This window comes from Paenibacillus sp. FSL P2-0089 (assembly GCF_038595095.1).
In the GTDB taxonomy this organism is placed as follows: Bacteria; Bacillota; Bacilli; order Paenibacillales; family Paenibacillaceae; genus Paenibacillus_AQ; species Paenibacillus_AQ silagei.
In genome coordinates, this window is sequence record NZ_CP152006.1 from 7,287,016 (window position 1) to 7,311,666 (window position 24,651).

Below are 24,651 nucleotides of genomic sequence, written 5' to 3' on the forward strand. Positions count from 1 at the left end.
CAATGTCAAAACATAAAGTTGTGCTGTACATCGCTATGAGTCTGGATGGTTACATTGCAAGACCCGATGGCTCTGTCGATTGGCTGTATGAGATCGAAGGAAATGGAGGGGATAACGGGTATAGTGAATTCTATGGAACTGTGGGAAGCGTAGTGATGGGGCGAAATACTTATGAAGAGGTGCTGAAGCTAGCCGATGAATTCCCCTATGCAGATAAACCGGCTTTTGTCCTTACGCGTTCCGAGCAACCGCCTGCGCCACATGTAGTTTTTACAGGAGAATCCATTGACCGGCTTATCCCCCGGTTACAGCAAACCTCAGAAGGCAAGGTCTGGATTGTAGGCGGTGGATTGCTTGTCCAGAGCGTCCTGAAGCTGCAATTGCTGGATGAGCTCCAAATTGCGCTTATTCCCACCCTTCTGGGAGAAGGCATCCCCTTATTCCCTGCCGGAACAGCGCCAGAGAATCTAACTTTAACCCATTCCGAGCGAATGGGTCAGATCGTGATGCTTCATTATCAAACACTTCGGTCATAATCTCCATGATCGAGGGGTAGTTATGATACGGTTCAACTTAACGGATCTATCGGCTAAAACAAAGGGCGGCCTTGAAGGCCGCCACTGTTGTTATAATTTCATTTGTGCATCCCATTTATAATTATACTACGAATAGATTTGTGTCACGATTCCGTTGGTGAAGACTACATATTGATAACCATACCTCCACACATCTACTTTAATTTCGCTGTAGACCGCCTGAGACGTGTAGGATGGTTTGCCCCATGATAAATCCACCTGCGCCTTGCTCATACCTATTGTTATTTGGGATGCTTTAATCGTATTCCAAGTGGATGAAGACCAGTTATATTTCTTAAAAGGATCATACGATAGGAAAGTATATGGATCGCCTAAAATGAGCGTCACGAAACCTCTCGAAGTCACTTCCGACTTTAACGTCTTGCCTTTAACCGTGGCGAAAACAATCTCAAAGTTATCTCCGCCTACCGGCAGAATATCAGTGACCGTTACCTTAGAGAATCGTTCCCAGTTGCTATAATTATTGACCCAATACGATTTACCGATTAGTCCGGCAAGATTGCCCTGCGCGACCTTCTTTTTAATCTGCGGTGTGTCGGCCGATTCAACAACCAGCGTCCCTGCACCGATCGACACCTTCATCACTTTAAGTTTCGAATCCCATAGCGTCACCGCGCCGAGATTCTTCTTGAGGAAGTCCGCAGGGAAAACCGCTTCACTCTTATTTAAGCTAACAGCACTACTCAGCGTGACCTCTTTTCCATTCACAGTCGCCGTATTCCGCCCATTCGTTAAGCGTATAGCAGTTAAACCCATTTGGACATTATAACTTTGGTTTGCGGAATCATACGTAACTGAGCCACCCAACGATTTAAAAACACTTTTAATAGGTAGCATGACGATTCCATTAGTATTCGCCGCTCCAGTTAGATTAGCGCCCAGACTGGCCGATACCGTAATCGTTTTGCTATTCCCTGCCGCCGTTGCGGTTATCTTCGAGTCGCCAACCCCTAACACCTTATAGCTGCCTTCATTCTGTTCCTGCAGAAGATAGGGCTTGTCAACCTGAAGGGAGCCTTCCTTGCCTGACAAAGTTTCCTTATAGCCGTTGTTGTACGTTTGTACAATTTTAAATTGAATTGTGTTTCCTACCGCCGGTTTGGAGTTGGAGGCTGTGAGCGTAAGTCCTGACACCGCTGGCGGTTCGACTTGCGTAACACTTCCATCACCATAGATATTCCAACTTCCATTCGTCTGCAGAACCAGCCACTTCTGGCCGCCTACTGAGGAGACTATAGATTTATACTTTTCATCGCGAGGCTTGTCTGCTAGTGAACCCTCATAAGGTGTAACCTTTACGGCATTTGTGATACCTGATATTTGTGTGACTAACTGGAAAGACTTGCTTGTACCACTCCAGGTAGGTTCGCATAGCCATGCCGTTCCGTCTTTCTTGGTAACAAGAAGCTGATCTTCGCCGGCGCTTTCAATATAGGCTGCATCGGACGTAACAACTTGAGGGAAGTACTTCACATCCCCATTGTTGTAGTCAAAGTTCAACAAATCGACGAAAACAACTTTTCCTGTATTATCCATATATGCAAGTGAACGATCGCTTACCAATTTCAATGCCACGATCGAAGAGGAATCAGCGACTTTGTCCGCCACATATTTAACGTAAGAGTGGTGAATCTCTCCGCTATTTGTCACATAAGCTGTTGATCGAAAACCTGTTGCAAGCAAGGAGATGTCGGTTAAACTCTCTATTTGCTTATGGCACAGCCCAGATTACTCTTAATTTTTTCCATAAACCGCTTGGTATATCCTATTTCAAAGCCTCTCAACCTTAACTCTCAGTGAATTATCTTTCAACACACCAGCTATGAACAGGGCGGATATATGACGAGAAGAACTTTCCATTAATTTTTATGCCGTTACTTATGAAAAGGCCCCACCTAATAATAAGACAAAAAAAGCACTCCTTTAAAGTCCTTAAAGAAGTGCATTAATAACCTCATTTTAAAAAAGTAAATTGATTAAAACTTAAATCTTCAAATACATTTACTATGAGTTTTAATATCTCTCTAGAGTTTGTTGATGAAGCATTATACTCTGGATCTTCAAGAAATGACTCACTTAAATCAGTTCTGATTACTCTTAAAAATGCATCCCTAGCTTCATCATACTGGAATATTTGATTAAGCATTAGTTCGTTTGTTACTAATTTATTAAAAATACCAGCTAAAATCATAGCAATTGATATTTGAAATTTATAGTTTCTGCTTGAAACACCATATAATTCTCTAGAAAACGGAAATTCGCAAACTTCATAGAGCCTAACGATAAAATGATTAAATTTATCGAATAATTTTTTTACTTCTTTAAAATTTTCTTCAATCATATCTGGATCAAGTTTGAATAAATTCGCTTTTTCCTCCATATACTTTTCGGCATATGTAGAAGATTTATTAAATGTTTCATTTATACCGTTCTCCAAAATACTTAATATTACAAAAAGCCCCTCTTGCACCGATTTCTTTTGTATCCTATCTTTTGTAATATTATAAGAGTAAAAAAGTTCACGATCCACCAGACCCTTATCATTATAAAGCCCCACTGTAAACTTATTCACAAATTCATTAAATGGAGAATTATAAACCGCATGTCGGATTTCTTGAGGTGTCAAAGGTTTTGTCCCTTTATTGTATCTATTAAAAATTTCCAGTTCAAACTCCGTACCTGGAAAATCCTTGAAAATTGTAACCAGCAAGGTTACCTCAGTAAACTCGGATTTTGTATCTATATGAACATCATTAAAATTCTTGCCTTCAAAATTATTGAGTAGTGTTAACCCCTTTAATTTAAACTGATTTGTAAAGAATCGATACAATGCTCGTAGTCTGTGCTGGCCATCAACAACATTTGTTACGCGTGCATTCTTAAGCTTATCAGTCGCTAAAAAAATGGGCGGAATTGGAATTCCAACTAGAACAGATTCAATAAGCTTGGACTCATCCTCAATGCTAAATCTATACTCCCTTTGATAATCTGGAGCTAGTATTATCGAACCATTATAATATAAGATTTCTTCGTAATTCTCCAAATCATATTTTAATTCTTGCAACGCATACCCCTTTTTAATGCGCTCCAACAATACACCTATGGAAAGGGTCTCATGTTCTGGATTAATTCTATATGAATTCATATTAATTTTCCTCCCCTTCCATCCCATAACTAATGTGCTGATTAATTCTATAACGCATAAGTATGTCTTTACTCACGTAAGGTAATTCAGGATATACTTGAGTAAATCCAATCCCCATTGAGTAAAGAGAACTTATAATTTCTTTTTTATGTCGACCACTAATTATTACTTTTTTTAAAAACTCTCCTGACTGTCTATGTACTTCTAATGGCTGTTCGATGTCCTGAAAGTATAAAAAAACACCGTTTTGTGCATTAATACGATTATTAAGCTTCCTTCCTTGGATAATGACAGGGCCATTACATTCGTCGAGCCTATTGTCTCTATCATTAGAAAGGGTGAACATCTCGGTGCTGTGGCTATGTATTAAGTTTATTTTTTGGGGGTCTAAAAACCAAACAACAGCATCTGTAGGTTCTTGTTCAGAAAAAGCATCCTCTACTGCAAACATTAATGAGATAATATGCGAATGAGTGAAATCTAATAATCTAGTAGGAATACCATAATGTTGTGCATAAATCATCCACTCATAGTCATTTTTAATATCCCATGGAGATTCCATATAATAGTGGCTGTTTATTTTAAATTGACCTAAAAAGTGAGCAGCAACTCGACGAGAAAATATCCTAACCCCCCTAGAATCCTTTCTTAGAGCACTTGGGAGCAAAGGGTAATCACCTGTTTGACCTCTCGATAAAATATAACCATTGGGTAGAGCTTCAACCAGTGTCATATAATCACTAAGCTTCCTTATTACACCGTCATCTTCTGAAGCCTCTTCTGTGTGAGTAGCCCCCTCTTGAATTACTTCTACAGGAGTTCCAACAACAGCTGAGCTCATAATTTCATTGCCGTTCATTTAAACACTCTCCTAAAATAAGTTAATGCTTATATTATATTACGGTATTATGACTAGGTAAACAGTAGTAAAGAATTATTTGAAATCCTTACGAAATTCCTCTTAATTTAACCCCTTCAATGGATTACACCTCAAGTCCAAATTTCGCCCTACTTATGATACGGTTCCCCCCGATTTATCTTCACCGCCCGGTACACCTGCTCCACCAGCACCAGCCGCATGAGCTGGTGGGGCAGCGTCATGCGGCCGAAGCTCATGCGCTGCTGGGCGCGGCGCATCACCTCATCGGAGAGGCCGTGGCTGCCTCCGATGACGAAGACGACATGGCTCGTCCCGTAGGTGCCGAGCCGGTCGATCTCGGCGGCAAGCTCCTCGGAGCTCCAGAGCTTGCCGTCAATCGCGAGCGCAATGACATGCGCCTCGCTCTTAATCTGCGCGAGGATACGCTCGCCCTCACGCACCTTCACCTGAATAATCTCTGCGTCGCTGAGGTTATCAGGGGCTTTCTCATCCGCCACCTCAATCATCTGGAACTTGAGGTAGGGCGTGAGCCGTTTGGCATATTCCGCGATGCCGAGCGTCAGATACTTTTCCTTCAATTTGCCTACGCTTATCAGTTGAATTAACATAATTCCTCCATCGGTCTGATCTTGTCATGTCCCTGTATTTTATCACATCCCTGCCCTTAACATGCCCTGCTTAGAAGACATTCCCCGCACACCCTGTACCCGACAAAAGAAGAGCCACCCTTCACGGATGGCCCTAAGATACTTCAGATAGCCTGTAATTTACTGCTTAGACATATCAACAATCAGCTGCTGTGTAATCTTACGGTCTTTCATATTGGTGAAATCCAGGCGAAGCGACTGCGGTTTATTCAAGAAGAAATAGCTCTCTGACACGATTTTCATCTCATGGTCTGCATAGGTATAGACAGAAGCTCCCTCTTCCGATTTATAATCACCGGTTCCGTTCTTGACCAATAGCGATGGATTATATTCCATATAGAAGGTCTCCATAAACTCTCTGTTTTTAAACAAAGCTTCGTCTGAGGATAGTGTGGTTACTGTCGTGAACGGTGTCAATTCCAGCTTCACTTTGATCTTATGCCCTGCCACATCAATGGTTTCCTCCGGCATCAGCGTCCGGGTCTCCTGCTTCCAGACCTTGGGATTGATATCAAAAGCCACCTTCAGCACAGTGCTATACTTCACGTTGGACTTGAGCGCATCATACTTCTTCAGCAGTTCAGGACTGTAGCTGAACGATGAGGTCTGGTCCGGGTCGTCCGCATGGGCCTTTTCGGTCGCAGCGAGCATTTCGGCATCCAGCGCCTTTAACTGATTCAGCTCAATGGCGGTTAAGGTGCCTAGCTGAAACTCAGCAGCTACTTTTTTGGGAGGCGTGGTCAATGGACTGCTTAACCGGATTTTAGCAATTCCATATAGAATATGATCTTTCTTTGCCGGACTTGCGCCTATGACTAGAGCATCATTGAATTTCTTGCCACTGATGACCTTGCCTGTAATCGCATCGGACAATTGGAGACTATGACCCTTTGGCGGCATGAACACGAATGCTCTCTTACTGTCGGCTTGGGCTGTAAAAAGGATGATCAGCTCATATTTGTCTGCGATGAAGCCGTTCACCGTCAACTGGTAACCGTCTTTTTTGACGACTGTGTTCAGCGGCTGCACCAGATTGTGTTTGATGGCATACTCAACCTGTCGATAACCCTGAATCTCGGGATTTACAAAGGGGGCAAGCGCTGCCGACGGTTTCGCGGCGGTTGCCGAGGCGGCCAAAGCTTGACCTGTCACGGCAAAAGGGCTAAGCACCAGCGCTGCGGTTGTCATGACTGCGACGATGGCGGTAGATAGCCGGTTCCTGGAGGACCGCCGTTTATTTGGCGCTGACCCTTGCTTTTGTTCCTGTTTAGGCTGCATCTGCGCCGTATGTGAGATCCCCAGTTCATTCCACTTCATTCTAAACATTGTTGCACTCTCCTTCAATACAAGTTGGTTGTTTCATCCGGATCAGCTCTGATCCTGTCCGGGGACATCAAAGGTCATCTGGTATGTATGCTCAAGATCCTTCATTCCAGTAAGTTTCGCCGGACTCTTCATGAATTCCAGCCGCAGAGATTGCAGCTTATCCAACAAATAATAGCTTTCTGTAACCATCTTCATTTCATAGTCTGTGAACGTAATTGATGAAGTGCCTGGCTGCTGCCTATAGTCTCCCGTTCCAGTCTTGCTCCACCACAGGAATGGAGAACCGTACTTCTCATGGAATGATTTAATAAATTCCTTATTCTTAAACAAAGGTTCATCTGAATAAAAAGTGGCGATGGTTGTTAACGGTGTCAATTGTAATTTCACTCTGATCTTGTGTCCCGCTACATTAAGCGTTTCTGGCGATGTGATTGTATGCGTCTCTTGCTTCCAGTAATTTGCCCTCACATCAAAGGTTGTCTGGAGTGCCGGAGACTCCTGCATGTTGGACTCGTTGGCTGCCAGTGTGCGCAAATGGAACTCCACCTTAATCTTTGAGGGCAGGTCCGTCAAAGGAGTCGCGAACTTAAGTCTGGCAACCGCATCTTTAATATGCGGCTCCGGGCTGCTGCTGCTGACCAGCGCGTGGGTCCGGCCGTTAATCACCTTGCCGGTAATACCATCCGTAATGATGCATTCTACAAAACGAGGATCACTGGAGAATAGTGACCTACCGCCGTCCACTTTCGCAGTATAGAAGATAAGGAATTGGTTCTTGTCTGCCATGAAGCCTGTCACTGTGACCTGGTAACCATCTTGCTCAATCTCCACATTCATCGGCACCAGAAGATTATGCCTGATGGCATACTCCGTCTGTTGTTCATCTATGCTCGTTAACGGCACCAGAGTCTCCCCTTGCTCCGTTGCCGGTTCTGCACGTTCCTCTCCCGGGACACTTTCAGCAAGCGTGCCAGCGGGATTGGCCTTAGTACCCGTGGCAGCAGATTTAACAGGCTCCCTAGAGGCACCCGTAAGCGTCACGATGCTAAGCAGGGCGACCAGAATTACAGCTGCTGCGGAGATGCGGTAGGAGCCTTTTTTGAAGGATTGAATCATACTGATTCTTCTTCTGATCTGTTGCCGCTGCTGCGGGTTAGAGAAATAAAGATGCCCCCTCCGCTCCCGGACTCGTGAGAAGCGCTTCAGGAACTCTACCAGAGTAAGCCCGTAATCGATGGCCTCCTCTTCTCCCAACACCTCCAGCACATAGGCGTCGCACGCAACCTCCCGATCGATCTTCATCCGCCGGATCGCCAGCCACATCAGGGGATTGAACCAATGTATCGTTGCGGCTAGGCTCCCTAGCAAGTTCCATAGCATATCCTGCCGCTTGCAGTGGGCAAGCTCATGCGCGAGGATATGCCTCAGCCGGGAAGCATCCAGCTCCCGCAGAGCTTGCTCCGGGACAAAGATCCATGGACGCATTAATCCTGATAGATATGGGTTGTTAGCCGAACCTCCGGTATAGATAGGTATCGCTCTCCTGATTCCAAACTGGCGTCTGGTAGCAAGAACCACCTTAAGAATCTCTGGGACACTCACCCGTCTAAGCCGTCTGCGTTCACGGTGCATCCGCCGGATATACAGGAGTCCATTCAACAGCATAAACGCAGCGCCCAGTAACCAGATCACGGTGCCTATCTTCATCCAGAGCGGGTAGCCTGCGGCCCCCGCAGAGCTGCGGTTAACGGCTACCGATTTATCGTTCTGTTCGATTGGGCCTGTCTGTGCCACTTCATTCAAGACGGTGCTATTTGCCGGATATGTAGTCTTAGCTCCCTCTCCCGGCGGAAGCTCCTGATACTCACCCGTAGAAGCCCCGATGTCCGGCCCCTTGTCCAGGATAGTTGTTAAGAGATGCTTACTATTGCCCAGAATATGCAACATGCTGACAGGGCTGTCCGGTACAGCAGGCAATAACAGCCGGGCGATAACAAGCAGCCACAGGAGGTAACGAACCCGGGCGTTGATGAATCGCCGCAGAACATATTGAATGAACAACACAGCCAGAATCACCATGCTTGCCGCCAGTGTCTGTTCTGCGATACCGGCAAACCATCCGTAGACCATATTCATTCCTGCTTACCTGAGTTGCCGCTGGTACCCTGCGACTTCTTCTCCTTGAGCAGCTGTTCGAGTTGTTCAATCTCCTGCTTGGACAGCTCGACATCCTCCAGGAAGCTGGTCACCATTAACTGCGTAGCCCCGCCAAATACGCGCTTCAGGAAAGAGCGGCTCTCGGCCCGGACACACTCATTCTCTGACACCAGCGGATAATAGAGATAGCTCCGGCCGGATTTCTCATACGCTATCGCCTTCTTCTTAAGCAGCCGGGTGACGAAGGTGCGCACCGTCTGCTCGCTCCATTCCACAGATGCAGGCAGGAGCCGGGTGATTTGTTCCGAGGTGAGCGGATGATGCTCCCAGATAATCTTCATAATTTCCCATTCGGCTTCCGAAATCTTCGGCGTTGTACTCATCATAACAGCTCCATTCCATCGCGGCGGCATTCAATATACAAGTGTAGATTCAAGGATAACCGGCACTTACTGGTTAGACAAATCCACAACCACCTGCTGAGATACTGTCTTCTTCATCACATTCATGAAGTCTATACGAATGGATTTCGGTTGATCCAATTGGAAATGGCTTTCTGTCACGATTTTCATCTCTTTATCCGTATTGGAATAATCATTTCTACCGAGTTGTTCTGTATACTTGCCGTTCCCGCTCTCCACCATGAGGGCCGGGTAATGGTCCGGATTGAAGGTCTTCAGAAATTCTTTGTCTTTAAACAAGCCTTCATCGGAAGATAACGTTATTATTGTGGTGAGTGGCGTCAATTCCAGGTTAATCTTAATCTTATGCCCCGCTACATCAAGCGTTTCTTCCGGCGACAGCATTTGGCTCTTCTGCTCCCAGACCTTAGGGTTGATCTCAAAAGCAACCTTCAACGGCGGACTCTTCTTGATCTTCCCCTTCAACGCATCATATTTCTTCTGCAGCGCTGGACTGGTCTTGAAGCTTGTGGTTTTAGGATTAGCGGCAAAGGCCTTTTGGGCCTCCGCAGACATCTGCGCCTCCACCGCCTCTAGCTGCTTCAGTTCACTGCTCAATAGTGAGGTTAGCACAAACTCGCCAGCTACCTTTTTAGGAGCCGTGGTTAACGGGGTCGTTAGCCGGATGACAGCCGCTCCGTGCATGATGTTATTTTGCTTAGCCGGGCTTACGCCCTGAACAATCGCATCATTCATCTTCCTGCCGCTGATGACCTTCCCGGTGACGGCGTCTGTCAATTGCAGGTCATGCCATTGCGGACCCGAATCCGTGAATGCCCGCTTGCTGTCGGTTTGCGCTGTAAAAAGAATGATCAGCTCATATTTGTCGGCAATTAAGCCCTTCAACGTCAACTGATAGCCATCTTTTTTGACGACTGTATTCAGGGGCTGCACCAGATTATGCTTGATGGCGTATTCGATCTGCTCATAATTCTGAATCTTCGGGTTCACAAAGGGGGCCAGCGCTGATGCCTGATTCGCCGCTGATGCTGAGGCGGTTAAAGCTTGACCAGTCCCGGCAAAAGGGCTAAGCACCAGTGCTGCGGCTGTCATGACTGCGACGATGGCGGTAGATATCCGGGTTCTGGAGGACTGCCGTTTATCTGGCGCTGACCCTTGCTTCGGCCCCTGTCTAGGCAGCGTGTGCGCCGCATGTGAGTTTTCCATTTCGTTCCGCTTCATTCTACTCATTGTTACACTCTCCTTCAATATAAGTTGGCAGTTTATCCGAATTCAGCTTTGATTCAGCCCAGTAGTATCAAAAGTCATTTGATATGAACTCTCAGGCTCTGTCGTTCCCATCAGTACTGGTGCCTTCTTGACGAAATCGAGCCGTAGAGATTGCGGTTTATCCATCAAGAAATAGGTCTCTGCAAGCATCTTCATCTCATAATCTGTATACGTAATAGATGTGCTGCGTGTTTGCTGCGTATAGTCTCCCGTTTCTGTCTTGCTCCACCACAGCATTGGAGAACCATACTTCTCATTGAAAGCTTTTTTGAATTCAGTGTTTTTAAAAACCGGTTCATCGGAATAAAAAGTGACTATCGTTGTGAGCGGTGTCAATTGTAATTTCACTCTGATCTTGTGTCCGCCTGCATCAAGTGTCTCCTTCGACTGGATCGTATATTTCTCTTGCTTCCAGTAGCTTGCGCTCACATCGAAGGTGGTCTGAAGTATCGGGGACTCCTGTAACTTGGTTTCGCCTGCTGCCTGTGAGCGCAACCGGAATTCGACCTTGATCTTTGAGGGCGGGTCTGTCAAAGGCGTATCGAACCGGAGTCTGGCAGCCACATTTTCAACATTCTTCTCCTGGCGGTCAGTAATGGTCATCGGGTGAGTCCGTCCATTAATCACCTTACCCGTCACCCCATCCGTAATGATGCATTCTACGAAACGAGGATCATCGGAGAATAGTGCCCTGCCGCCGTCCACCTTCGCAGTATAGAAGATAACCAATTGATTCTCGTCTGCCATGAAGCCCGTCACGTTGACCTGGTAACCGTCTTTAGCAACCTTTACATTCATCGGTTTGAACAGATGATGGCGGCTCACATACTGCTGCACATCCAGATTCAATAGTGGCACCTCGGTCTCCCCTTGCTCCATTCCCGGTTCTGCACGTTCCTCTCCCGGGACACTTTCAGCAAGCGTGCCAGCGGGATTGGCCTTAGTACCCGTGGCAGCAGATTTAACAGGCTCCCTAGAGGCACCCGTAAGCGTCACGATGCTAAGCAGGGCGACCAGAATTACAGCTGCTGCGGAGATGCGGTAGGAGCCTTTTTGGAAGGATTGAATCATACTGATTCTTCTCCTGATCTGTTGCCGCTGCTGCGGGTTAGAGAAATAAAGATGCCCCCTCCGCTCCCGGACTCGTGAGAAGCGCTTCAGGAACTCTACCAGAGTAAGCCCGTAATCGATAGCTTCCTCTTCACCCAATACCTCCAGCGCATAGGCGTCGCAGGCGACCTCCCTGTCAATCTTCATGCGCCGGATCGCCAGCCACACTAGGGGATTGAACCAGTGTATCGTTGCGGCTATGCTCCCTAACAGGTTCCACAGCATATCCAGCCGTTTGTAATGGGCAAGCTCATGCGCGAGGATGTGCCGCAGCCGGGAAGCATCCAGTTCCCGCAGAGCTTGCTCCGGAACAAAGATCCATGGACGCAGGAGTCCTGACAGATATGGGTTGTTAGCAGAACCTCCGGTATAGATAGGTATCGCTCTCCTGATTCCAAACTGGCGTCTGGTAGCAAGAACCACCTGAAGAATCTCTGGAGCACTCACCCGTCTAAGCCGTCTGCGTTCACGGTGCATCCGCCGGATATACAGGAGTCCATTCAACAGCATAAACGCAGCGCCCAGTAACCAGATCACGGTGCCGATCTTCATCCAGAGCGGATAGCCTACGGCTTGCGCAGAGCTGCGGTTATCCGTTGCCGCTCCATCCTCCTGCCGGGCTGTGTCTGTCTGCCCCTGTACATTCAGAGCGGTGTTATTAGCCGGATATGTAACCTGATCTCCCCCTCCCGGCGGAAGCTCCTGATACTCACCCTGAGAAGCCCCGATGTCCGGCCCCTTGTCCAGGATAGTTGTTAACAAATGCTTACTATTGCCGAGAATATGCAACATGCTGACAGGGCTGTCCGGTACAGCAGGCAATAACAGTCGGGCGATAACAAGCAGCCACAGGAGGTAACGCACCCGGGCGTTGATGAATCGCCGCAGAACATATTGAATGAACAACACAGCCAGAATCACCATGCTTGCCGCCAGTGTCTGTTCTGCGATACCGGCAAACCATCCGTAGACTATATTCATTCCTGCTTACCTGAGTTGCCGCTGGTACCCTGCGACTTCTTCTCCTTGAGCAGCTGTTCGAGTTGTTCAATCTCCTGCTTGGACAGCTCCACATCCTCCAGGAAGCTGGTCACCATTAACTGCGTAGCCCCGCCAAATACGCGCTTCAGGAAGGAGCGGCTCTCGGCCCGGACACACTCATTCTCTGGCACCAGCGGATAATAGAGATAGCTCCGGCCGGATTTCTCATACGCTATCGCGTTCTTCTTAAGCAGCCGCGTGACGAAGGTGCGCACCGTCTGCTCGCTCCATTCCACAGATGCAGGCAGGAGCCGGGTGATTTGTTCCGAGGTCAGCGGATGATGCTCCCAGATAATCTTCATAATTTCCCATTCGGCTTCCGAAATCTTCGGTGTTGTACTCATCATAACAGCTCCATTCCGTGGTGGCGGCATTAGATCTACAAGTGTAGATACAATCTCTGTTCTATACATTACACTTGTAGATTGAATTTGTCAAATATGCCCTTATTGTCCCGCATTGTGATGAATGCACGCAAAACGACACCCAAAGTGGCTAAGTGACTGTAACATAGCAAAAAGCACAAGCCAACGGCTTGTACTTCCTGCTTTCTATCCATAAGAATTCTTACTTACAGCCTACCTCTCACTCACTTGCAGTTAACAACCCCGCTGCCTACAAGCCCGCAATCAAAGCCTTAACCGAGCTGTCGCTCTCCAGCGCGCGGATAATCACAGCCACCGCTTCGGCGCGGGTAGCCTGACTCTTTGGCGCGAACGCAGAAGCAGAGATGCCCTTCACCAGATTAGCCGAAGCGGCCTGGCGGATGGCGTCAGCTGCCCAGTAGCTGCTGCTGACATCGGTGAAGCTCGCCGGGGTGCCAGTCTGAAGCGCACCGAGATTCAGCACACGGCCGATAATCGTGACCATCTCAGCTCGGGTAATGGTCGCCCCTGGCTTGAAGCTGCCGTCTGCGTAGCCGGTTACGATGCCTTTGTCCGCCAAGGCACCGATATAGCCAGCCGCCCAATTGGAGGCTGTATCCCCAAATTTAGAGGCCGCCGATGTAGTGCCTATCCCGAAGGAGCGGGCGATCATCGCTGCGAATTCAGCTCTGGTCACCGGTGCGTCCGGACGGAAGGTGCCGTCCGCATAGCCGCTGATGATCTGCAGCTTCACCGCTGTAGCGATGGTGCTGCTGCCCCAGTGGCCTGCGGTATCCTTGAAGCTGATGCTCTCATTCTTCGAAGCCGCAATAGCTTCAGTCACGGTCTTGTATACTGTCTCGCGGCTCACCACTCCGGATTGGAACGGATTAACTCCGCCCTGTGGCTGTTTCTCTGGCTCAGTAGGAGTGCTGCCGTTCCCTGGTGTTGTGCCGGTGGTCCCTGGTACCGTTCCGGTATTTCCAGCCGGAGTACCCGGCGTTCCGCCCGGATTGCCGCCGCCAGTTCCGCCGCTTGTCGTATCTGTAATACTAAGCGCAATCTGATCGCTCAGGTAGACGACCTGGGCGTTAAATTTGCTTGGCAATCCTTCAACCTGCACGGAAGCAAACTGCCCGCTGCGCTGGCTGACGCCATGCGTAATGAGCGGAATCAGGCCGCTGCCTGGAACGTAGCTGTTCGCGAAGTTCACCTTCAGCTTCCCGTCAGCCCTCACCGCGCCCTCAACCTCAAGGATATCGTTTGCTCCAGTAAGGCCCAGTACAAGCGTACCTTCGGAGGCCTGGGTGAAGCTGCCGCCAATTACCATTTTACCGTAGACGTTCTCAACTACAGAACCGCCGGTATTCGTCACATTCCCTTTGCCGAAGGCTGTTGCCGAGTCTCCTTCCAGAACACCCGCGTTCACTTCAGTACCACCGGAATACGTGTTGCTGCCCGCCAGCTTAAGCGTGCCTGTACCCTCCTTGGTCAGTCCGCCCGTCCCGGAGATATCATTGCGCCAGCGGTCTGCGGCGTGGAAGCCGCCCTTCGCAGCGTCCATAGCTACCGTTACATGCTCAGCAAATGCACCGTACCCGTCGGCAGCGGCGAACAGGTTCAATCGTCCCCAGCCTTCGGGATCATCCAACAGTGGATAACCGGATGGAAGTGCAGTTGTTACGAGAACTGCTCTACGCTGGTCCGCACTCAGGTAAGGCAGGCGGGTCTCCAGCAAGACCTCTGCTCCCTTAGGAGCAACAGCAGGCTCAGTCGTGGAGTGAATCTGCGGGAAGCCGTAGGTCAGCCGCTGGGTATACTGGGCCTTATTCTTCGCATAATCCGTGAACCGGTCTTCTGCGGTACCCGTCTGTGTAAGCAGCACTTCATGAGCCTGAGTATAGGCCGCCTGCTTCAATGCCGCATTGTCCGGGTCTGTCAGCGCACCTGCTGCGAAGGCCATGGCCGTCACTCGTCCGCCCATAACATCCAGCGGTGAGTGCATCCCGGCGACGACACGGTTGTTGCCCATCTCCGAGGCCCGGGTCATCAGCTCCTGGAAACGCTCAGGTACGGAGTACGCCAGAGCCAGGGCTGCCAGATAGGAAGCGTTGGTATGTCCGCTCGGGAAGCCGCCGTCTGTGGCAGGCGTACTGCTTCTCGCCGGCACCAGCGTCGGCACGATAACGGAGGTATCCTTCCAGCGGAATGGACGCATGTAGCTGTAGAATTTCTTGGCCTGGCTAGTAGAAGCATAATCGCCGCGGACTTTTCCGACCAGGTCTACCATTTTACCAAGCTGGGAATTGGAATCACCCGCCTTGTTACTGTCATTGCCATCATTGTATTTCACGGAAGTCGCATCATCTGGGATGCTGTTAATGGTCGTGTAAGTTCCTGACATCGAACGGTACAACTCAGACAAAGGTCCAAGGCCGTCAGCCGCTCCATAAGTCTGGTTCCGCCGGTCATCGTAATACGCTGCCTCCTCCTCTGCCGGAGTACGGGTCTTAGACAGATCCGCCACATATTGAATGTTGTAATCCAACACACTGCTATTCAGCTTCGTCCCGGTATCCCAAGTGGCGCCAGGTGTCCAGAGATCCAGGAAGCCGGAGAGAACACCGATCGAGGGGTTGGAATACACCGCCATATTCACAGGTGTGTTATTCTTATAAGTATCTACGAAATGTCCCCAAGCCGGAGCAGCTGGCAGCTCAGTTAATGAATTACCCGTGGCCGCCTCTGCAGGATGTACCGCGATAGAATTCGTGAGGAGTACCAGACCTGCCGTAACAGACAACAGCTTTCTTTTCGACTTCAAGTTCAATGTGTCAGCCCCTATCTTGTTATTTTGATTGCCTGAATCGGACTCAATATAGCACCTGCCTCCACCGCCGCTCAATAACACAATTTCGCAATTCTATGATTTTGGGAACAATTCAGCTTTTTTCCGGCCATTTTACATGGATTTAACATGAATCCCGAACAGTTTGGTGAGGGGCTAGTGTATAATCCGCCTGGGAGGAGAATACATCTTGCGAAAATGGAACTCTGCCTTTGCCGCCCTTGCCGCTTCATACATCTCTGTTGTGTTAGTCATTGTCCTCCTACTCTGCTCTGCCTTCTATCTGTATTTCTCGAACCATTATAAGGAAGAGCTTCAGGGCCGCAACCGGCTCATCCTTGACAATACCGCCCGTACCCTTGAAGCCTCCGTGCTTCAGCGGGTCCAGCAGATCTATCTGGAAGTCTCTCTGAACCAGCGGGCTGCGCTCCGTATGCTGCCAGATGCTTCACTTCCAGCGAATCTCAGCAAGGTGAGCAATCTCCAGGAGTCGCTGAACATGCAGGTATCCAATCATTCGGACCTGATACAAGCCGTACATCTATATGCTCCCAGGCAGCATCTCCTGCTGTCCTCGCTGTATGGGCTGAAATTCCGTGCGGACCAGCAGGCGGGTGCCGCCTACTGGATGGATTGGGTGAACGGCATGAACCTTAATTCCCGTAACAGCCTCTGGACGGAGGCCCGGTTCGTGCCGGACGATATCGTCTCCAGCATCCCCGGCGGCAGCGGCAGCCAGCTGATCACCTATGTGCACAGCTATCCGTTCCAGTCCCCCGGGGCAGCCAGTGAGCTGCTGATTGCCATTGATCTGAAGGAGAGTGCGCTGCGTGCCATTCTGCAGAATATGATGCCTGCCCGCTATCAGAGCAGCTTCATTGCTACACCCTCTGGCGGGATTGTAGCCGGATCGAATCCGGATGCTGCAGCTCAGGCTGACACCTATGCTGCCAGTATCTCGAATGCACTAGCCTCTCCTGAGACATCCGGGAACATGAGCCAGGAGATCGGGGGCAGCACCTACGTCATCTCCTATCAGGACCTGCCGACCACCGGGTGGAAGCTCTTCAGTGCGGCTCCGGCGAACCTGTTCTATGAGAAATGGCTCGTTGTCCAGAGGGTCATCCTCTCCCTGTGTCTGCTTGCTCTATTGGTAGGAATCTGTCTGTCCGGCATTCTGGCCAAATTGAATTACAGTCCGCTTAAGCGGCTGCTTCGCACTATTAAGGACCTCTACGGCCCGGGGCCTGAGGTGCCAGGAGTGCGGGGACAAGCCCTTAACGAATTCGGAATTATCGATTCCGCCTTCAACCGTCTGAACGACAAAGTGACCACACTGGAGGGGACGCTTGAGGCCAGCAGTCCGCATATCCGGCAGAACATGATCCTGAATCTCCTGCAGGACAGCCCTGCCCAAGGCAGCGTAACCATAGATCCGCAATTCCTGGGACTCTCTCCGGAGCACCGTCATTACTGCTGCCTGCTCCTCAACACCCGTGGAGCCTACGCCCGCATGAGTCTAAGCGGCTTGCAGGCAGCCATGAGCGGGATGACCGGGACGCTTGAGGCGATCCGGCTTCACGGAATCCGTATTCTGGCCGAGGAGCTGCCGGACAAGCAGACGGTTGTCATTATCAGCGCGCGCGAAGCCTCCGGGACGCTGCTCGAACAGCTCTCGGACCGGATTACAGCAGCGGCAGAGCAGCATTTCCAGCTGAATATTCAGCTCTCGCAGGGCTGCTGGGTGGATGCCATCAGCCTTCTTCACACCAGCTACGCTGAAGCGCAGACCTTAATGAAATATGCTTATTTTCTGCCGGAGAGCAGGGTCTTGAAGGACCGGGAGCTGCTGAAGAGGGAGCAGAGTCTTGACGAGATTCCGCAGCCTGTGCTGATGAGATTCAAGGACAAGCTGCAGAACCGGCAGCTGGATGAGACTCTGGCCGCGCTGGAGCAGCTGATAGCCGTCATGCGGGAAGGCAGCTACCCGGCGGATTATTGCCACTTCGTGCTGGCGAACACCGTATTTATGTACTCGGATTATCTGAAAAGCATCCGCTACACCCCTTCCGCACACGGGCCTCTGGATCTGTATAACGAATATATCGCCCTGCCGGATATCCGGCATTTGCAGGAGTGGTTCGCCGCTTCCATCGGCATCTTCATTATGGAGACGCAGAAGCGGAACAGTGACCGCGCACTCTCGACCATTGAAGCGGCCAAAGCCTATATCGGGGCGCATCTGTCCGGGGATCTATCGCTGGATGCCGTATCCGCCAAGGTCTTCATCAGTCCCAAGTATCTAAGTAAGCTGTTCAAGGAAGAGCTGGGGATCACCTACACCGACTATATTACCGGCATACGGATGGAAGAGGCCCGGCGGCTGATTGAGAACAACAACATGTCGATCGAACAGATTGCCGGTACGGTCGGTTATGGAACGACTCCCTACTTCATCAAGCGCTTCAAGGAGATCTACGGCTGTACACCGGGGAATTATCTGCGAACCGTGAATACACTGCCGCCGCAGGCGGAGATTAGCCTGGGATAAGGAGGGTGCCTTATGTATATGTATAAAAGAATAATGCTCTTGCCCCTCCTGGGGCTGATCTGCGGCTGCAGCGGGCAGCCAGCTTCCCTCTCGTCTGCGCCTGGACAAGAGCTGCTGGATCCATCCTTTTCCGCTTCTGATTCTGCTGATTCTGTTGTTCCCGCTTCCTCTGCTGCGAAGCTCAAAATCTCCTGGACCATGCATCAGAATCTGCCGGTTGCGGAGGATGCCGTAATGGTGTGGGAGCTGGAGCAGAAGTTCAAGGTAGATCTGGAATTCTGGAATCTGCCGAATAACAAATATGAATCCCTGCTCGACCAGAGGCTGGTGCAAGGCAGCATTCCCGACCTGTTCCGGGTCCGGCAGACCCAGGATCTGCTGAAGTACCAGCAGCAAGGCGTGCTCGCCCCTATTCCTGAGGAACTGCTGAACACCTACGCTCCCAATATTCTTAAGGCCATCCGCGAGAATGCACCCGCCTATCAGCAATATGGCCGCATTAACGGGGCCTATTATGGCATTCCGGTCATTAATCCTACCAACATCTATCGGGTCCCAGTGGTCTACCGGCAGGATTGGCTGGACAAGCTCGGCCTTAAGGTGCCGGATACCTTGGCCGATTTCGAGAAATTCATCTATGCGGCTACGAACGAAGACCCCGACGGCAACGGTATCCGGGACACCTACGGCTTGTCGCAGGAGGGCATGAATGTTGTCTTCGGCGCGTTCGGGCAGATGGTCTTCACGGATCAGCTCTACTTCAGCCGGAAGGATCAGGGACTGGTTATTGGCGCTCTGGAGCCGGATATGCAGGAAGCGCTGCGTTATCTCCGCAAATGGTACCGGGACGGGGTCATTGATCCCGAGTTCATCACCGGCGAGAATAGCGGAGGCTACAAGCATCTGTCGCACGCCTTCATTAACGGACGGATCGGCATGACCTCCATGGGCAATTATTATCACTGGACACAGGCAGGGGATTATACAGACTGGAGACTGGATGACCAGAAGGCAGCCAGGCTGGTTCCGGTAGAAGCAATGTTTAACGTCAAGGAGTTAACCGCGAAGCATCCGCAGGCCAAGATCGCTTTCGGGCGGCCGGTTAGCGGTCCGGACGGCAGACGCGGCTCCAAGGCCTACGATATGCTGATGAGCTTCACCGCCATTGGCGCGGATGCTGCCCGGGAGCCGGGCAAGCTGGAGAAGATCCTCCAGCTGCTGGACTACGTCAGCGCAAATCCTGACCCCGATGAGGCGGCATCTCTGCAGTATGGTATTCAGGGGACACACTGGGACTGGGCCGGAACGGACAAGAAGGACATCATCCTGCTGCCGCCGTATAACCATAAGTTCAGCTACCAGAATACGATCGGCGCGGGGATCGGCATGACCCTGCCTATCCTTCCTGCCGGACGGAGCGAGCAATGGGCGGCAACCCTGGGGCTGGATCACGACGGCATCTATAATGCTTTGGAGGTGGCTACGCCCTCTCTGATCAGGAACAGCCCTGGGCTAATTAACCTAAGAGACCAGGCGTATATTGCCTTCATCACCGGGGAGCGTCCGCTTGAGGAATTCGGGGAGTTCGTCGAGGAGTTCCTGGCGGCGGGCGGAGCGGAGGTACTGGCGGAAGCAAATGAGTCCTATAAGAAGCTTGATCCATAAAATAACCCCACAAGGTGGGGCCCCAAAACATATAAAGTGAGAACGGCACCGTCCTCTTAAAGGACGGTGCCGTTTCGGCGAGAGCGTAGTCTCGTCTATCGTTGCTTGCAGTTGTTATATTAAACGATGTGAGGATGATGGCAAACGTTATATCATTGATTATCCCTGCTCTTGCCCTTCCTCTTCCGGCTCCCCGAATCCCTCATCCGGCCCGGGTCTGACGTAAGCCTGCAATACGGAATCCAGCAGTCCGGGGAACCGCTCGTCCAGATCTTCCGTCCGCAGGGACAGAATGCGCTGGGTACCCTGCACCCGGGTATGAATGACACCCGCTTCGCGCAGCGTCCGGGCATGGTGGGTCAGCGTGGACTTGGCAATCGGCACCTTGAAGCTGTTGCAGGACTGCGGGCCGTGGTTACAGATCTCCGACACTACATATAGACGGATCGGGTCGCTAAGCGCATAGAGCACCGAGGCGAGCTGAATGTCCTTGCGGTCCGGATGATGGAGCTGCTTCATGAATAAGACTCCTTCAGAGTATATAATAGTACTTCTTTTCACGATGATTTCCTAATTGCATTTTACATTAGCGCATGCTATATTTCAATAGTTCGTAAGTAATCGAACAATACAATAAAAGAATGAAGGAGTGGCTTTCTCATGACCTCATCACCTGCTTCTGAGGGCGATCAAGAGCATTCAATGGCTGCTCCGCAAGCGGCTCTTCCACGGGAAGGACTGTTAACTCTGCTATTCAGCGTTGCTGTCGTCCTCGTTATTATGAACACAGCGATGTTCAATCTGGCCCTGCCTGATGTAACCGAGACCTTCGGCATCACCGCAGCGTCCGCCTCCTGGATTGTAACCGGGTATTCCATCATGTTCTCTATTGCCTCAATCACATACAGCCGGCTCTCGGACTTCCTGCCGATCCGCCGGCTGCTGGTTATCGGGCTGCTCACCTTAGGGCTTGCTGCTGTGGCCGGATTCTTCAGCACCAGCTTCATTTTCCTGCTGATTGTGCGTATTCTGCAAGCCTCGGGGGCAGGCGCCGTGATGTCGCTGTCCCTTGTCCTGTTCACCCGCTACATTCCGCAGGCCCGGCGCGGCAAAGCCATGGCGACGATTATGTCGGCCGTCTCCCTGGGACTGGGTCTGGGTCCGGTAGCCGGCGGCTCCATTGTGGAATACCTCGGCTGGACCTGGCTGTTCGCAGTCACTGCAGCTATTCTGCTGCTGGTGCCGCTGTTCCTGATCCTGCTGCCCAAGGAAGTTCCGGCTCGCGGCTCATTCGACGTTCTGGGCGGGATCTTCCTCGGCGTGGGTACCACCGGTCTGCTCCTGTTCCTGACCAGCGGACTGTGGATCGCGCTGATCGCCGGCATCGCCGCGATTGCCTTATTTGTAGGGCGTATCCGTACGACCCCTGATCCATTCGTGCTGCCAGCGCTGTTCAGCAACCGGCCATATCTGGTACTGACGCTGATCGGGGTTGCCTCCTACCTGTGCAGCTTCGCTACCCTATTCCTGCTGCCGCAGATTCTGACTCACCGCTTCGGCTTCAGCGCCAGCCATGCCGGGCTTGTCATCTTCCCGGGCTCACTGCTGGCCATCTTCGTCTCCCGCCTGGTCGGACGGATGATTGACCGCTACGGCAACACCGGAATTCTGCGCTTCGCACCGCTGCTCGTTCTGGCCGCCACCGTATTGTTCGCCCTATTCGCCGGACAATCCTGGATCGCCGTTATGCTCGTCTATATGATTATGAGCCTGTCATTCACTGTACTGTCGAGCAGTGTATCGAATGAAATCTCGCGTATCCTGCCTGCTTCGCAGATCGGCTCCGGGATGGGGCTCTTCCAGCTGCTGCAGTTCTTCAGCGGTGCCTTCAGCGTCGCGATGGCCGCCAGCGCCCTGGAATGGCAGCGCAGACTGCCGCTTCAGGCCGCTTACTCCAACATCTACTGGGGATTGTCAGTTGCAGCAATCGTGGCGATCGGCTCCGCCTTCATCTACCTGCGGAGCAGTCAGCGCAGCCCGCTGGCCGAGATGGCGAAAGCCGCAGACTGCTAAATCCGCAACTGCACCATTCGCGCATACGCCGCACGCCAAAACACCCTGCAGCCTTCACGGCCACAGGGTGTTTCTTATTCCAACCGTCCTCAGACGACCAGATATTCCGCATTTCGTTCACATTCCGCACATTTCGCCGGCGGGTCCCAGTCCGAGAACTCCGTCTCCTTCAGATCGACTACATCTGGTGCATCCTCGTACTCGTCCACAAATTTGTCGATGGCCAGCTCTACGTGTTCCTTACAGACTACATACATTCAATCAAGCATCCCTTTCTGTGCCGCTGCGGCGTAGACTTATACTACTGTTCTACCACACTTCCCTGCAAAAAGGAACCTCACGCAGCGCAAAATACACTCTTATTCCCGCCCCGCAAACTTCCGGACATCCCCGGCAATGAATCCGAGCGCCTCCTGCCAGAAATCCAGAGAATGCACATCAATATCCATCAGCTTCGCAGCGTCTGCGATACTCCGGGTACTGGTCGCTGAGAGGAACTGTTCATAGCGGCTCACGAACGCCTGCCCCTGCTTTTGGTACTGGGCATATAGCCCCTTAGAGAACAGCAGCCCGAAGGAATACGGGAAGTTCAGGAACTCATTGCCTGCCATATAATACCCTGCCTTGCTAATCCACTGGTAAGGGTGAATGGACCCGGGCAGCACACTATCCCCGTAAGCGGCAGCCATCGACTCCAGCATCAATGCGTTCAGCTCCTCTAATGGGAGGGGACCGGATAACCGGCGGGCATAGAGCGCGCTCTCGAAGCAGTACCTGGCATAGAAATCGACAATATAATACCCCGCATCCGAGAGACTACGTTCCAGGATCGCATCCGCTTCCTCCGCAGGCAGCGAGTTCAGGAGTTCAACATGAATCAGACTCTCGCAAAAAATCGACGCCGTCTCCGCAATCGGCACCGGATAATCCATGTTAACCATCGTATGTCCCGCGAGGCGGCTGGTATGATATGCATGCCCAATCTCGTGAGCCAGCACACTCACATCTATATATTGACCGTGGAAGCTTGTTATGATCCGGCTCTCTCCAATCGGAACGATATCGACACACATCCCGAAATTGCCTTTCCCGCTGCGCGGCTCGGCATCAATCCAGCGCTCCCCGAACACCTTGCGGGCGAACCCGCCCAGCTCGGGGCTGAATCTGCTGAACCCCGCGATAATCATCGCCTGGGCCTCAGCATAGGTGACGCGGATTGAAGACTCCGTGCCAATGGGCGCAAAAACATCCCAGAACGGCAGCTGTCCCCCCGAATGCCCCAGCCGCCCAGCCTTCTCGGCATAATACTCCCGGAAGACCGGCAGGCTCTCCCGGATGGCCTGAAGCATCACCTCCAGCGTCTCCTCATCCATCCGCGCTGCTTCCAGCACCTTATGCAGCGGGGAAGCATAGCCCCTCAGCTCATAGATGGCTGCCGCCTCACCGGAGACAGCATTGATACAGGCGGCACTCTGCTCCGCTACGCTGCGGCAAGCCTCATGCTCTGCTTCAGCCGCCGCCCGCCGTACCGCAGGATCGGGGTCGTAGACCAGATTCCGCAGCTCCGCCAGTGTCACACTGCGGGTCACCCCGGCCAGCTCCAGATCGGTCCGCAGTGTAGACAGCGTCTGCATGTACAGCCGTTCCCACGCCTTCGAGCCGGTGTTCTGCATCCGGGCAATCACCGCTTCGCCTTCCGCGCTAAGCATATGCTGCGATTTCCCCTGTAATCCGCGCAGATAGAAGCTATGCTGTTCCAGATAAGCGTTGGAACGCAGACTCCGCTCCAGTTCATCCGCGCTTACCACTGCCAGCCATTTGCTGAAGCGGACCAGGGCTTCTCCCGCCCCTCTGGTTACCTCTTCCAGCTCGTCCATCAGATTGACGGCCTCCTCACACTGGCTGTCCGCACTGAATCGCAGCTCCGCGTAGCTGAACAGACGCAAATATAGCTGTTGATACGCATTATATTGTTTAAGGAACTCTTCCATCAGGTCTGCAGCGTCCTGCCCGCTAACGGGCTGCGAGGCCGACCATGCATTCAGCTCCCCGGCAAGTCTCTCCACCAGCTTGCGATCCTGCTGAAATCCCTCCGACTCGAACGAGGGATAGATCCGGTCCAGATTCCATGTTAATTCGCACGTTGTTGATACCATTGATTAATCTCTCCTTATTTATAATCGCAGGAGCCCTCCGTTATCACATGCTTCCACCCCGTTCTAATTGAACCTGACAGGATCATCCAGTTAAGTGTACCTTAATTTCCCGGGTTTGTCCTATTCACCGGACATGGACACGATTACATCCGGCCCGAACACCCAGCACTTTCGCCCAATGTGATCGGTTTTCCGATTACATCCGACCCGCACACCCCAGCACTCGCCCAATGTGATCGGTTTTCCGATTACATCCCGCCCGAACACCCAGCACTCGCCCAATGTGATCGGTTTTCCGATTACATCCCGCCCGAACACCCAGCACTCGCCCAATGTGATCGGTTTTCCGATTACATCCGACCCGCACACCCCAGCACTCGCCCAATGTGATCGGTTTTCC

Annotated in this window: 18 protein-coding genes; 4 read left to right on the top strand and 14 right to left on the bottom strand. The window is 51.3% G+C overall.

What is annotated here, in order from left to right:
• Positions 1–2: 2 nt before the first annotated feature.
• Positions 3–536 carry a dihydrofolate reductase family protein gene (locus NST69_RS31130; RefSeq protein ID WP_342548017.1) on the top strand — a complete coding sequence of 178 codons (534 nt, stop codon included), beginning with the start codon at positions 3–5 and terminating at the stop codon, positions 534–536.
• 126 nt (positions 537–662) lie between these two features.
• Here NST69_RS31130 and NST69_RS31135 read toward each other — a convergent pair whose 3' ends face one another.
• The 11 genes from NST69_RS31135 to NST69_RS31185 all read right to left on the bottom strand — a co-directional run bounded on the left by NST69_RS31135 (position 663) and on the right by NST69_RS31185 (position 15,722).
• Positions 663–2,279, bottom strand: coding sequence for a copper amine oxidase N-terminal domain-containing protein (locus NST69_RS31135; protein ID WP_342548018.1), 1,617 nt, complete (start codon positions 2,277–2,279; stop codon positions 663–665).
• 271 nt (positions 2,280–2,550) lie between these two features.
• A complete protein-coding gene (locus tag NST69_RS31140) occupies positions 2,551–3,741 on the bottom strand; it encodes a DUF262 domain-containing protein (protein ID WP_342548019.1) in 1,191 nt (396 codons plus the stop codon).
• A gap of 1 nt (position 3,742) precedes the next feature.
• Complete coding sequence (locus NST69_RS31145; RefSeq protein ID WP_342548020.1) at positions 3,743–4,600, bottom strand: FRG domain-containing protein; 858 nt, start codon at positions 4,598–4,600, stop codon at positions 3,743–3,745.
• A 149-nt stretch (positions 4,601–4,749) separates the two neighbouring features.
• Positions 4,750–5,229: a 23S rRNA (pseudouridine(1915)-N(3))-methyltransferase RlmH gene (rlmH, locus tag NST69_RS31150; RefSeq protein WP_340956972.1), complete on the bottom strand. Its 480-nt coding sequence runs from the start codon at positions 5,227–5,229 to the stop codon at positions 4,750–4,752.
• A gap of 159 nt (positions 5,230–5,388) precedes the next feature.
• The gene (locus tag NST69_RS31155) at positions 5,389–6,594 is read right to left on the bottom strand and encodes a DUF4179 domain-containing protein (RefSeq protein WP_342548021.1); all 1,206 of its coding nucleotides are present in this window, start codon (positions 6,592–6,594) and stop codon (positions 5,389–5,391) included.
• A 42-nt stretch (positions 6,595–6,636) separates the two neighbouring features.
• On the bottom strand, positions 6,637–8,724 hold the full coding sequence (locus tag NST69_RS31160; RefSeq protein WP_342548022.1) for a M56 family metallopeptidase: 2,088 nt from the start codon (positions 8,722–8,724) through the stop codon (positions 6,637–6,639).
• A gap of 2 nt (positions 8,725–8,726) precedes the next feature.
• Positions 8,727–9,134, bottom strand: coding sequence for a BlaI/MecI/CopY family transcriptional regulator (locus tag NST69_RS31165; RefSeq protein ID WP_339225569.1), 408 nt, complete (start codon positions 9,132–9,134; stop codon positions 8,727–8,729).
• 66 nt (positions 9,135–9,200) lie between these two features.
• A complete protein-coding gene (locus tag NST69_RS31170) occupies positions 9,201–10,403 on the bottom strand; it encodes a DUF4179 domain-containing protein (protein WP_342548023.1) in 1,203 nt (400 codons plus the stop codon).
• Between the two features lie 42 nt (positions 10,404–10,445).
• Positions 10,446–12,533 carry a M56 family metallopeptidase gene (locus tag NST69_RS31175; RefSeq protein WP_342548024.1) on the bottom strand — a complete coding sequence of 696 codons (2,088 nt, stop codon included), beginning with the start codon at positions 12,531–12,533 and terminating at the stop codon, positions 10,446–10,448.
• Positions 12,530–12,937: a BlaI/MecI/CopY family transcriptional regulator gene (locus NST69_RS31180; protein ID WP_342550242.1), complete on the bottom strand. Its 408-nt coding sequence runs from the start codon at positions 12,935–12,937 to the stop codon at positions 12,530–12,532. The genes NST69_RS31175 and NST69_RS31180 overlap by 4 nt, the downstream gene beginning before the upstream one ends.
• A gap of 271 nt (positions 12,938–13,208) precedes the next feature.
• The gene (locus tag NST69_RS31185; protein ID WP_342550243.1) at positions 13,209–15,722 is read right to left on the bottom strand and encodes an S-layer homology domain-containing protein; all 2,514 of its coding nucleotides are present in this window, start codon (positions 15,720–15,722) and stop codon (positions 13,209–13,211) included.
• Between the two features lie 274 nt (positions 15,723–15,996).
• Here NST69_RS31185 and NST69_RS31190 point away from each other — a divergent pair, with 274 nt between their 5' ends.
• Both NST69_RS31190 and NST69_RS31195 read left to right on the top strand, forming a co-directional pair.
• On the top strand, positions 15,997–18,357 hold the full coding sequence (locus tag NST69_RS31190; protein ID WP_342548025.1) for an AraC family transcriptional regulator: 2,361 nt from the start codon (positions 15,997–15,999) through the stop codon (positions 18,355–18,357).
• An 18-nt stretch (positions 18,358–18,375) separates the two neighbouring features.
• Entirely contained in the window at positions 18,376–20,022 is a 1,647-nt protein-coding gene (locus tag NST69_RS31195) for an ABC transporter substrate-binding protein (RefSeq protein WP_342548026.1), read from the top strand.
• Positions 20,023–20,181: 159 nt separating this feature from the next.
• Here NST69_RS31195 and NST69_RS31200 read toward each other — a convergent pair whose 3' ends face one another.
• Positions 20,182–20,541 (bottom strand): helix-turn-helix transcriptional regulator, encoded by a 360-nt coding sequence (locus NST69_RS31200; RefSeq protein WP_036728009.1) that lies wholly within the window; start codon positions 20,539–20,541, stop codon positions 20,182–20,184.
• A gap of 141 nt (positions 20,542–20,682) precedes the next feature.
• On the opposite strand from NST69_RS31200, the gene NST69_RS31205 reads away from it, so the two are divergent.
• On the top strand, positions 20,683–22,095 hold the full coding sequence (locus NST69_RS31205; protein WP_342548027.1) for an MFS transporter: 1,413 nt from the start codon (positions 20,683–20,685) through the stop codon (positions 22,093–22,095).
• An 89-nt stretch (positions 22,096–22,184) separates the two neighbouring features.
• Here the strand turns inward: NST69_RS31205 and NST69_RS31210 are convergent, their stop codons facing one another.
• Both NST69_RS31210 and NST69_RS31215 read right to left on the bottom strand, forming a co-directional pair.
• Positions 22,185–22,352: a CxxH/CxxC protein gene (locus tag NST69_RS31210; RefSeq protein WP_063829067.1), complete on the bottom strand. Its 168-nt coding sequence runs from the start codon at positions 22,350–22,352 to the stop codon at positions 22,185–22,187.
• A gap of 102 nt (positions 22,353–22,454) precedes the next feature.
• Positions 22,455–24,251 (bottom strand): M3 family oligoendopeptidase, encoded by a 1,797-nt coding sequence (locus NST69_RS31215; RefSeq protein ID WP_342548028.1) that lies wholly within the window; start codon positions 24,249–24,251, stop codon positions 22,455–22,457.
• Positions 24,252–24,651 lie beyond the last annotated feature (400 nt).